The 11281-nt window shown below is 52.8% G+C and carries 12 protein-coding genes and 3 pseudogenes; 13 read left to right on the top strand and 2 right to left on the bottom strand.

The features are described 5' to 3' along the window. From ACO6BQ_RS10275 to ACO6BQ_RS10230, 10 genes and pseudogenes are all read left to right on the top strand, one after another. Nucleotides 1-261 (top strand): annotated as a pseudogene (locus ACO6BQ_RS10275) (hypothetical protein); the annotation flags it as partial. A 19-nt stretch (nucleotides 262-280) separates the two neighbouring features. After that, entirely contained in the window at nucleotides 281-820 is a 540-nt protein-coding gene (locus tag ACO6BQ_RS10270) for an N-acetylmuramoyl-L-alanine amidase family protein (protein ID WP_489120786.1), read from the top strand. A 2-nt stretch (nucleotides 821-822) separates the two neighbouring features. Continuing rightward, on the top strand, nucleotides 823-1104 hold the full coding sequence (locus tag ACO6BQ_RS10265) for a prevent-host-death protein (protein WP_489120785.1): 282 nt from the start codon (nucleotides 823-825) through the stop codon (nucleotides 1102-1104). Further along, nucleotides 1101-2708 (top strand): DNA cytosine methyltransferase, encoded by a 1608-nt coding sequence (locus tag ACO6BQ_RS10260; RefSeq protein WP_489120787.1) that lies wholly within the window; start codon nucleotides 1101-1103, stop codon nucleotides 2706-2708. Before ACO6BQ_RS10265 ends, ACO6BQ_RS10260 begins: the two co-directional genes overlap by 4 nt. 264 nt (nucleotides 2709-2972) lie before the next feature. Continuing rightward, nucleotides 2973-4214 carry an IS110 family RNA-guided transposase gene (locus ACO6BQ_RS10255; protein ID WP_489120783.1) on the top strand — a complete coding sequence of 414 codons (1242 nt, stop codon included), beginning with the start codon at nucleotides 2973-2975 and terminating at the stop codon, nucleotides 4212-4214. A 187-nt stretch (nucleotides 4215-4401) separates the two neighbouring features. Continuing rightward, on the top strand, nucleotides 4402-5175 hold the full coding sequence (locus tag ACO6BQ_RS10250; protein ID WP_489120781.1) for a virulence protein: 774 nt from the start codon (nucleotides 4402-4404) through the stop codon (nucleotides 5173-5175). Then, nucleotides 5159-5395, top strand: a complete 237-nt coding sequence (locus ACO6BQ_RS10245) for a DUF4314 domain-containing protein (RefSeq protein ID WP_489120780.1) — start codon at nucleotides 5159-5161, stop codon at nucleotides 5393-5395. Before ACO6BQ_RS10250 ends, ACO6BQ_RS10245 begins: the two co-directional genes overlap by 17 nt. Next, a complete protein-coding gene (locus tag ACO6BQ_RS10240) occupies nucleotides 5392-5568 on the top strand; it encodes a DUF5049 domain-containing protein (protein ID WP_489120779.1) in 177 nt (58 codons plus the stop codon). Before ACO6BQ_RS10245 ends, ACO6BQ_RS10240 begins: the two co-directional genes overlap by 4 nt. Nucleotides 5569-5720: 152 nt before the next feature. Then, entirely contained in the window at nucleotides 5721-5999 is a 279-nt protein-coding gene (locus ACO6BQ_RS10235) for an Nmad4 family putative nucleotide modification protein (RefSeq protein ID WP_489120778.1), read from the top strand. A 94-nt stretch (nucleotides 6000-6093) separates the two neighbouring features. Then, a complete protein-coding gene (locus ACO6BQ_RS10230) occupies nucleotides 6094-8202 on the top strand; it encodes a terminase TerL endonuclease subunit (protein ID WP_489120777.1) in 2109 nt (702 codons plus the stop codon). Between the two features lie 13 nt (nucleotides 8203-8215). Here the strand turns inward: ACO6BQ_RS10230 and ACO6BQ_RS10225 are convergent, their stop codons facing one another. Then, nucleotides 8216-8491 carry a helix-turn-helix domain-containing protein gene (locus ACO6BQ_RS10225; RefSeq protein ID WP_009439101.1) on the bottom strand — a complete coding sequence of 92 codons (276 nt, stop codon included), beginning with the start codon at nucleotides 8489-8491 and terminating at the stop codon, nucleotides 8216-8218. Next, a complete protein-coding gene (locus tag ACO6BQ_RS10220; RefSeq protein WP_489120775.1) occupies nucleotides 8488-8859 on the bottom strand; it encodes a type II toxin-antitoxin system RelE/ParE family toxin in 372 nt (123 codons plus the stop codon). The genes ACO6BQ_RS10225 and ACO6BQ_RS10220 overlap by 4 nt, the downstream gene beginning before the upstream one ends. A 68-nt stretch (nucleotides 8860-8927) precedes the next feature. Here ACO6BQ_RS10220 and ACO6BQ_RS10215 point away from each other — a divergent pair, with 68 nt between their 5' ends. The 3 genes and pseudogenes from ACO6BQ_RS10215 to ACO6BQ_RS10205 form a co-directional block, all read left to right on the top strand. Continuing rightward, nucleotides 8928-10178 (top strand): phage portal protein, encoded by a 1251-nt coding sequence (locus tag ACO6BQ_RS10215; protein WP_489120774.1) that lies wholly within the window; start codon nucleotides 8928-8930, stop codon nucleotides 10176-10178. Continuing rightward, a pseudogene (locus ACO6BQ_RS10210) lies at nucleotides 10168-10857 on the top strand (head maturation protease, ClpP-related). The gene ACO6BQ_RS10215 and the pseudogene ACO6BQ_RS10210 overlap by 11 nt, the downstream one beginning before the upstream one ends. A gap of 23 nt (nucleotides 10858-10880) precedes the next feature. Beyond that, nucleotides 10881-11228 (top strand): annotated as a pseudogene (locus ACO6BQ_RS10205) (phage major capsid protein); the annotation flags it as partial. Between the last annotated feature and the right edge of the window lie 53 nt (nucleotides 11229-11281).

Here is an 11281-nt window from a genome sequence, read left to right as displayed (position 1 = left end):
TCACTCTGTGACCTGTTTTCGTGTGCCTTTATTTACCGGCTGTACTTTCAACCTATACACCTTGGTTATTATCAAACATTTGAAGAAGCTGTTCAGGCGCGGAATGTGGGAATGGCTTGTATGTTCGGGGATTACGGACGGTATGACGAGGTGGAAGAAATTCCTCCGTGGATAGAAGAAGATGTCATCAACCGATGTAAACGGTTCGTGGATTTATCAATCTGCGAATCGTTTATTGATTTTGTGAAGAATGCGGCGTAATGCCGAAGGAGGCAGCACAATGAAAGTTTTTCTAAACGCAGGTCATGCCCCGGACGGGAATCCAGACCCAGGAGCGTGCGGATATGGACTGCGGGAATGTGATGTGGCAAAGAACGTCGCTGACCTTGTTGCGGGCTATCTCGTTGCCGCAGGTGTCGAGGTGGTCGGAAATTTGCAGTCTGATAGCCTCCATGAAGTTGTCTCAGCTTCCAACCGTGCGGATGCCGATGTGTTCATCTCCATTCACTGCAACGCCTGTAACGGCACGGCAAACGGAACGGAGGTCTGGCACTTCTACGGAAGCGGCGCAGGAGAGAAGCTGTCAAGCTGCATTCAGAACCAGATTGTGGATGCGCTCGGAACTGTGGATCGCGGCACAAAGGGCGCAAAGCCTGGTGTCAATGGTCTGTATGTTCTGAGCAACACGGATGCGGTCGCTGTGCTTGTGGAACTTGCGTTTATCGACCATGCGGGTGATGCGCAGTTGCTCCGTAGTCAGCAGGATGAATTCGCGCGTGCGATTGCGCGTGGGGTAACGGACTATGAAGGAGCGTGTTGAAGATGAAACTGGAACACATTCAAAACGAACTGAAGAATCATGTGGGGGACTTTGTACGGACGGAAGCGAAGGAAGCGACCGTCCTCTGGCTGCATGAGAAGGGGCTTCCCGCCGCTCGTGAGGTGTCGGCGGCATATACGGCGGCACTCCGTGAGAGCGCGGAGAAGGAGACGGGATGGTGCAGATTCCGTGACTGCATCTTCCTACCGCTTGTCATTGATGGGGCGATCTGGATGACGGGCAAGATGCTTGAGCGTATGATGACATCCACGGCAGGGAAATAATGACGCTCGGCAGTTTGTTTTCTGGCTCAGGAGGCTTTGAACTCGGAGCGATCCTTGCGGGGATTACGCCGAAGTGGGCATCGGAGGTCGAGCCGTTTCCGATTCGCGTCACTACGAAGCGGCTTCCCTCCGTCAAACATCTGGGGGACATTCACCAGATTCACGGCGATGAGATCGAGCCCGTGGACATCATCACCTTCGGCTCTCCTTGCACGAATCTCAGCATAGCGGGACGCAGGGACGGGCTTTACGGTGCGGAATCCCTACTGTTCTTCGAGGCAATTCGTATCGTTCGGGAAATGAGGTGTGCAACGAATGGAAGATACCCAAGATTCATCGTCTGGGAGAATGTCGCGGGCGCGTTTTCAAGTTCGGGCGGATGGGATTTCCAATCCGTCCTCACGGAGATCGTCCGCCTCAAAGAGCCGAAAGCACCCGAGATGCCTTTACCTCAAAAAGGTGGATGGGCATACGCCGACATTCTCATGGGAGACGGATGGAGCGTTGCTTACCGGCTCATGGACGCACAGGGCTGGGGAGTTCCACAGCGTCGGCGCAGAATCTACCTTGTCGCAGATTTTGGAGGATCAAGTGCCGGACAAATACTATTTGACACCGAAAGCGTGCGCGGGGATCTTGCGCCGTGCTTCGCTGCGTGGCAAGGCGCTGCCCGAGAGTTTGCGGATGGCACTGGAACGGCAAGCGAGAGGGTAAGCGCAGGTTTCTGTACGGAGCATTCCGCACAGAGCCGCAGCATCGGCTATGCGGAGGAGAAATCTCCGACGCTTCGTGCGGGAAAAGTACCTGCCGTATTCGAGTCACATGGAGCAGATGCACGGTATAGCGGCCCTCTTCCTGTTGCGCCGACGGTCTCTCGTCATTACGGCACAGGCGGGAATAATCAGCCGCTTGTATTGAAGGACGTACAGGCATACGGCATCTCCTCGTTCCAGTCCAATGCCATGAAATCAAGCAATCCGCACTCTGGGATATATGAAACCGAGACGGCGCGGACGATTGACCGGAGCGGAGGGAATCCTGCGTGCTGTCAGGGTGGTGTTGCCGTTGTCTCCATCCAAGGTTCGATGATCGGGCGCTCCGAAAAGAACGGCCCGCAGGGAAGCGGTATCGCAGAGAATGTGAGTTTTACGCTCAACACTGCCGACCGTCATGCGGTCTATGCCATGACCACAGGCTGCCACTCTCATTTTGCAAAGGAGAAATGCCCGACGCTTATGGCGCGGGATTATAAAGACCCGATGGTCGTCAATCAGCCCATCTATGCCGTGCGGAGACTGACATCGACCGAGTGCGGACGCTTGCAGGGCTTTCCAGACGGATGGTGCGCGGGGCTGGAAACCGACAATCCCACGGAGGAAGAGATGGCGTTCTGGCGCACGGTCTTTGAGACGCACCGAAAAATCATGGACGGGAAGAAACCCAAGACAGATACGCAGATTCGGAGATGGCTGAGGTATCCGCACTCGGATGCAGCGGAGTACAAGATGTGGGGGAACGGCGTCGCACTTCCTTGTGCGTTTTATGTCCTTACAGGAATAGTACATTTCGGTGGTTCTGTGTATACAATAGGTTTCGCTTGCTAATTCTTCCCATACGAGTGATCGGACATGAAAACGGATTTCACAGTCAGGTATGAAACCGGTGGATCCTGTGCTACTCTATAGTTGCGGGATAAGGCCGAACATATATTGATCCCTTGAGATCGTGAGTGATCGTGGTTGGATGTGCTTTGGAGCACAGTAACATGTCGCCCTCTTGTTCCTTTGAACAGAGGAATAGCACGCGTAATATGATTCATTTCACCGAAGTACATCAATCCCGCAATATTCTCTAAGGAAGGTGGTACTATGCGCAATCTGTTGGAGGTGTGCTGCGGGATCGACGTTCATAAGGAAATTCTTGTGGCATGTATCCTCAAAGGCGGAATCGAGGAGGAGCCGGAGCCAATCATCAAGGAGTTCTCTACCCTCCTTAGTGGATTGGACGAATTCAAAAGCTGGCTTATTGAGCATAACTGCCATGATGTAGCGATGGAGAGCACAGGGGTATATTGGTTTCCCATCTACAATGTGCTGGAATCTATCTTCTACGAAGACGGTCATATGAATATCATTGTGGCAAATCCACATCACATGAAAAATGTTCCCGGAAAGAAGACGGACATCAAGGATTCCCATTGGATCGCAACGCTTCTGCGTGCGGGACTGTTGGCACCGAGCTATATTCCGCCCAAAGAAATCCGTGAGCTTCGCGACTGGACGAGGTACCGGGATGTCCTTATCAAGGAACTGGTAGGGCATAAGAATCGTATTGAAAAACACTTGCAACAATGCGGTTTCAAACTTTCCACCATTCTTTCGGATATTTTTGGCATGTCCGGCTATGAACTGATCCGAAAACTATGCGAAAAAGGAAAACTTACCGCATTGGAGGTAGAAGGCTGTCTGCATGGAACACTCAGAGCCAAATCCGGTGAGGTTCAGCAGGCTGTCGCCGGACGATTATCTGCACACGACAGGCTGTTCCTGACGAATCTGGTAAAGGTAATGGAACATTGTCGCAAGGAAATCGAGGAGGCAGAGTGCCACATTACTGTATATGCGCAACAGTATGAGCCCACATTGCAGTTACTGGAAACAATACCGGCACTTCAGCGGCGTGCAAGCACCATCATTGTGTCGGAATTGGGCGATGATTTCTCGATGTTTCCGACTGCCGGGCATTTATGTAAATGGGCAGGTTTGTGTCCCGGCGACAATGAGAGTGCCAAGAAAAAGAAAACCATGCGCATCATCAAGGGGAATCCTCGGATTAAGAGCGTCATGGTTCAATGTGCATGGGCAGCAACGCGCTGCAAAAACTTCTTTCTTCGCGATTGGTTTTACCGATTGCGTGCCAGACGCGGAACAAAAAAAGCACTGATTGCTGTAGCACGAAAGCTGCTCGCTATGGTTTGGTATATTCTGACCACAGGGGAAAACTATGAAGAAACGCGCTATGAGCAGACCAAGAAAAATCAAGAAGACAGACGAAAACAGAGGTTGAAAACCGAAGCTGCAAAACTTGGATTTAAGCTCGTTCCTGCCTGAATTTATCAGTGCTTCCTATACTGTAAATGTCATAGTTTGACAAGAGCTATGGCTTAGTTTTTCGTGCGTTTTTCTAAGGAGTCACTTGACTTTCGCCCCCCGATAGAGCGTATATGGATATGCCACGAGCACGTGTGGTTTCGTAATATGAATGTAATGACCAAAGTTCATAAAGGAGGAAACCACCATGAAGGTCAATTACAACATCCAGAAGGAAGAGCGCAAGGCGATGGTCGCGGTAGTCAGCAAGGTGCTCGACACGAAGCCCGTCTACTGCGGCGCACCGACATTTTCCTACAAGGTCGGCGCATTCGAGATCACAAAGGACGGTAGCCTTTGCTTCGACGATGCCACCGATGAAGCGACCGTTGCGCGTGTGCGCACGGCACTGCGCGAAGCGGGCTTCACGTCCGAGGGTGGGGAGAACGAGGCTTCCTGCGCGGACACGGGGGCAGATGAGCCGAGCCGGACGGAAGCGGCAGTGGATGATCTGACACCGGCAGAAACGGCGGTAGAAGAACCCGACGAGGACAGCCTTTCCATCAGTCTCCCGCGCAGCCTTTTCACGGAGACCGCACTGCAGAATCTGGACGCACTCCTTCTGAGCAAGGGGTGGCTCATTCGTCACGCCTTCGACATCAAGGACGCGACCTACACGCTTACCAATGACCGCATCACCTTTGCATGGCTGCACGGCTCGATCACCGACGAGACGGCAAAGGCGTATGCCACATTCATCAGTAAGCTCTGCGAGATGGCACGGACCCAGAAGCGCGTCACGGCGAAGGAGAAAATTGTGGACAACGAAAAGTACGCTTTCCGCTGCTTCCTCCTGCGCCTTGGCATGATCGGGAGTGCCTACAAAGAGTCGCGCAAGATTCTCCTGCAGAACCTCACGGGCAGCAGCGCGTTTAAGAGTGGACATCGGAAAGGAGATGAGCGCCATGCATTTTCCGAGTAGGGAGCAGATCGCCGTGCTTCGAGAGCGGTATCCGCGCGGGACAAAGGTGGAACTCCTCGCTATGGACGATCCCCAAGCCCCACCGACAGGAACGATGGGCGAGATTCTGCGCGTTGACGATGCGGGACAGCTTCTCGTCCGATGGGCGACAGGCTCGTCACTCAGCCTGATCCCTAGCGTGGACTCCTTCCGCATTATGCAGAAAGGGGGCAGATCATGAACGAGAAGGTTTTCGCACAGATCATGGATATCCGCGATTCGGGGCGGGTGAATATGTTCGACATTCCCGCTGTTCAGAGGATGGCGTTTAAGATGGAATTCTACGAACTCATCTGCTTCATCGAGAGAGATCGTGCGGCGTATGTACACTTTATCCTCACGGGCGAAGAGTAAGTTTTACGGCTTCTTGCACAGCCTTTCGGGGCTGTGTTTCTCTCGAAAAATAAGTGTAGTTTATCCGAAATATGACTTGCTATATCCTGCGTTTAGAGGCATATATGTACATGACAAAGGGAACAACCTACACAGAAAGCGAGGAACACAAAATGAAAAGCGCAGAAGCAAGATGGCCGAAGACCACCACGATGGAGCACCTCGATGAAATGCGGTTCGGGACGAGCGGCGCGATTCTACGCTACGGCGAGCAGATCCTTGTCGTCGGGATGGAATGTTGGGGCTTCCACGCAGCCATCTACGAGATGGTCGAAACGCCGAAGGAGACGGGATTTGCGGACATCGAATGCCGACTGAACCTCGTCGAAGCCGCCACCGAGCTTTTTGAGGACGGCGGGCACGCGATGGTTTGGTGCATGAAGCGCATCTAAGCTGCGCCAAATAAAAAACAGCCCTTCGGGGCTGCTTCTCGTTTCAGATATTGTGAGTCGCTGAGAGCGGCTCTTTTTTGATGGGGGTGATTGCTTGCGGAAACTGACGGACTACACACCGACGAAGTTCATGGCAGAGAACGCACACTATGACAAAGCCGCTGCGGATTATGCGGTGGGATTTATTGAGTGCCTGTGCCATACGAAGGGGACGTGGGCAGGAAAGTCCTTCGAACTCATCGACTGGCAGGAGCGCATTATCCGAGACATTTTCGGAATTTTGAAGCCGAACGGGTATCGCCAGTTCAACACGGCGTATGTTGAGATTCCCAAGAAACAGGGAAAACAGCTTGCTCTTGACACGAAAATCCCTACACCCGAGGGATTCACTACAATGGGTGATATTCGCGTGGGAGATACCGTTTTTGACGAAAATGGACAGCCCTGCCGTGTTGTCGCCAAGAGTGATGTGGATGATACGGAGCAAGCCTATCGGCTGACCTTTCGTGACGGTTCCTCCATCGTCGCGGGAGAGCGTCATCTCTGGAATGTGGATTACATCATCGGCGCGCCGCGATCCGCCCTTTGGACAACGGGTGAAATCTACCATCGGACGATGAAACACAGAGAAAAATATCGGGATAACGAGAAGGAGGCACGCCGTTCGATTATCCGAATCCCTGCGGCAAAGACGCTGCAGATCGAGGAAAGAAAACTGCCCGTTGCTCGCTCCTGTTTTCATTATCTGGCAGAGATTGAGCCGCTCTCAGAGCGAGTCCCCATGCAGTGCATTCAAGTGGACAGCAGAAGCCATTGTTATCTGGTAGGGGAATCCTTCGTTCCAACGCACAACAGTGAACTTGCCGCCGCCGTCGCACTTCTTCTTTGCTGCGGCGATGGGGAGGAGCGAGCCGAGGTGTATGGCTGTGCTGCCGACCGTCAACAGGCGAGCATCGTATTCGAGGTCGCAGCCGACATGGTGCGGATGTGTCCCGCACTCAGCAAACGGGTGAAGATCCTCGCCTCCCAGAAGCGTATGGTCTATCTGCCGACAAATAGCTTCTATCAGGTGCTTTCGGCAGAAGCCTATTCAAAGCACGGTTTCAATATCCACGGCGTTGTGTTTGACGAGCTGCACACGCAGCCGAACCGCAAGCTCTTTGACGTTATGACGAAAGGCTCCGGCGATGCGCGTATGCAGCCGCTTTACTTCCTCATCACTACGGCGGGGACGGATACGCAGTCCATCTGCTATGAGACGCACCAGAAAGCGAAGGACATTCTCGAAGGGCGAAAGATCGACCCGACCTTTTATCCCGTGATCTACGGCGCAAAGGAAGATGAGGACTGGACAGATCCCGAGGTTTGGAGGCGGTCGAATCCGTCCCTCGGTATCACTGTCGGCATCGACAAGGTACAGGCGGCCTGCGACTCCGCACGACAGAATCCCGCCGAGGAGAACAGTTTCCGTCAGCTGCGGTTAAATCAATGGGTAAAGCAGTCCGTGCGGTGGATGCCGATGGACAAGTGGGATGCGTGTGCCATACCCGTGGATGCAGAAGCCTTGGAAGGTCGCGTCTGCTACGGCGGATTAGACCTTTCCTCCACGATGGACATTACGGCATTTGTGCTCGTGTTTCCTCCGACCGAGGAGGATGAACCGTTTGTCGTGCTTCCGTACTTCTGGATTCCCGAGGAGAATATCGACCTTCGCGTGCGGCGCGACCATGTGCCGTATGACGTGTGGGAGCAGCAGGGCTTTCTTATGACCACGGAGGGAAATGTGGTTCATTACGGATTTATCGAGGCGTTCATTGAGAAACTGGGCGAGAAGTACAACATTCGTGAGATTGCTTTTGACCGATGGGGCGCGGTGCAGATGGTGCAGAACCTCGAAGGAATGGGATTCACCGTTGTTCCATTCGGGCAGGGCTTCAAGGATATGAGTCCGCCGACCAAGGAGCTGATGAAACTGACTCTGGAAAAGAAAATAGCGCACGGTGGGCATCCCGTCATGCGCTGGATGGCAGACAACATCTTCATTCGCACCGATCCCGCAGGGAACATCAAGGCGGACAAGGAGAAGTCCACAGAGAAGATCGACGGCGTGATTGCACTCATCATGGCGCTGGATCGTGCGATTCGGTGTGGAAATGATACCTCCGCATCTGTCTATGACGAGCGAGGAATCTTGCTGCTGTGATTCGGGATCTGAATCAGAGTGCGGCAACTTGGAGTTTCAGTCCAAGCGGCTGCATGAGTTTGAGCAAGGTGTCGATTTTTGGTGTCGTTTTGAAAGATTCGATGCGTGCAACGGAGGACTGCGGCAGACCGCAACGCTGCGCAAGCGTTCTTTGGCTGATGCCAAGGGCGGTGCGCCGCTCAATCATCGAAGAAACAATAGCTGCAATTTCTTCAATCTCCTCCATACTTCGACGGCTCTCTGCGTCAATGGATTTTACATGATTCTTGTAATCTTCCCATGTTTTCATTTTCCTCGCTCCTTTTGCTGACGAAGGTAATCGTTTCGTGCTTCTTTTGCACGGGCTAGTTCGCGCGGCGGTGTCTTCATACTTTTCTTCCGAAAGTGGTGCAGCAGAACATATTGACCGTCTGCGTAATAGAAGTAGAAGATCCGGTTGTTTCCGGGGCGAAGTTCCCATATATCATCTTCCAGATATTTTGTGATCTTACTCGGTAATCTCGTTCCGTTGCGTGCCAAAAGATCGATGTAAAAGATGATCTGATCATATTGAATCCGCGCATCTTTGTTCGTCTTGCTTTTTTCACGTAACTCCTCGAGAAAATTCCATACGTCGGATGTCCCGTTTCTTTTCTCGTAGAACTCAATTCGATACATATTATACTCCCTCTTAAAGACACTTTGATGATAGCATAAAAGCTATCATTGTGCAAGGAGAATAACCCATGAACCTATTCAATAAACTCTTCCGTTCGCGGGACAAGCCTTACAATCATCTTGGCGGCTTGTCCTTTTTGTTTGGACAGACGGCGGCGGGCAAGGCGATCAACGAACGTACTGCCATGCAGACAACGGCAGTATACGCCTGTGTGCGTATCCTCGCCGAATCCATCGCAGGGCTGCCGCTTCGCGTCTACGCCTATCAAGGTCAGGGCAAGGAGCGCGTGCCGGAGCATCCGCTGTACTTTCTGCTCCACGATGCACCGAATCCCAAGATGACCTCCTTTATATTTCGCGAAACCATGATGAGTCACCTTCTTTTGTGGGGAAATGCTTATGCCCAGATACTTCGGGATGGCAGAGGGCGTGCTCTCGGACTCTATCCGCTGCTCCCGGACAAGATGGAAGTCAGCCGTGACAGCCACACGGGGGAACTCTACTACAACTACACGAGAAGCACGGAGGAGAATCCGAATTTTGCGGACAAGGGGCAGATTCGTCTGCGTCGTGAAGATGTCCTCCACATTCCGGGACTCGGCTTCGACGGTCTCGTCGGCTACAGTCCGATTGGTATGGCAAAGAACGCCATCGGGATTGCGCTTGCAACGGAGGAATACGGCGCGGCATTCTTCAAGAACGGTGCGCGTCCGGGCGGCGTTCTGGAACATCCGGGCGTTCTCAAAGACCCGTCGAAACTCCGTGAAAGCTGGCACGCCGTTTACGGCGGTACGATGAACACGGGCAGGATTGCTGTTCTTGAGGAAGGTGTAAAGTATCAGCAGATTGCCATACCGCCCGAGGAGGCTCAGTTCCTAGAGACGAGGAAGTTCCAGATTGACGAGATTGCACGACTTTACCGTGTACCGCCGCATATGGTCGGAGACTTGGAGAAATCCTCGTTTTCGAACATCGAGCAGCAGTCGCTTGAATTTGTAAAGTACACCTTGAATCCATGGGTCGTTCGTTGGGAGCAGTCCCTGCAAAAAGCACTGCTGACGGATAAAGAGCGGAAGGACTACTTCATTCGCTTCAACGTGGACGGTCTTCTGCGCGGGGACTACAAGAGCCGCATGGAGGGATATGCCATCGGGCGACAGAACGGATGGCTTTCGGCAAACGACATCCGCAGCCTTGAGGACATGAACCCCATCGAAGCGGACGAGGGCGGCGATCTCTATCTCATCAACGGGAATATGACAAAACTGAGGGACGCAGGTTTATTCGCCAACAAGAAAGGAGAGGGCGATGAAACGTAAATTTTGGAACTGGGTGCGGAACGAGGGAGAGAAGCGAATCTTGCTTCTGGACGGTGAAATCTCGGACGAAACGTGGTGGGGGGATGAAATTACACCCCAGATGTTTCGATCTGAGCTTCACGCCGCCGAGGGAGATATTGACCTCTGGATCAACTCACCAGGCGGGGACTGCTATGCGGCGGCACAGATCTACAATATGCTCATGGAGTATAAGGGAAATGTCACCGTTAAGATTGACGGGATTGCCGCCTCTGCTGCATCCGTTGTTGCAATGGCAGGATCGACCGTCGAGATTTCTCCCTTGGGAATGCTGATGATCCATAATCCAATGACTGTTTCCATCGGCGATACACACGAGATGGAGCGGACGATTACCTTCCTTGCCGAAATCAAGGAGAGCATTATCAACGCCTACGAGATCAAGACGGGGCTGCCCCGTGCGAAGATTTCATAGCTGATGGATGCCGAGACGTGGATGAATGCAAAGAAGGCGGTGGAGCTTGGATTTGCGGATTCCGTTCTCTATGAGAACAGGGAACATCTCACAAGTGCTGCGTCAGACGGGCTGATCTTCTCCCGTGCCGCCGTCACGAACTCTCTGCTCTCGAAATTCGGGCAGGGGACACACAATGTCGATGCAGAGCCGCTCAAACGACGGCTCTTTTCTATTTCACATTAAGGAATTAACGGAGGGACAAGAACATGGATAAGATCATGGCAATGCGCGAGAAGCGTGCAGAAATGTGGGAACAGGCGAAGCAGTTCCTTGATGAACACGAGAAGGATGGCCGCCTTACGGCAGAGGACGCCAAGGCATACGAGCAGATGGAGAACGAGGTGCTTGCACTCGGAAAGGACATTGAGCGCATGGAGCGTCAGGCAATTCTTGACGCGCAGCTCGCAAAGCCGACCGCAGCAGCGATTACCAATCTGCCGGGCGCAGGATTCCCTTCCGAAAAGACAGGTCGTGCAAGCGAGGCATATCGCGCCGCAATGCTGAAGGCACTCCGCACAAACTTCCGGCAGGTGGAGAACGTCCTGCAGGAAGGTGATGTTGTATAAATAAAGTTGACAACTTCTTTGCAAGGATTTTAGATAAAGTA

The organism is Centipeda sp. (in: firmicutes) (genome assembly GCF_057271695.1).
Note: the sequence above shows the minus strand (reverse complement) of the source record. Positions and strands in the feature narration are given on the sequence as shown.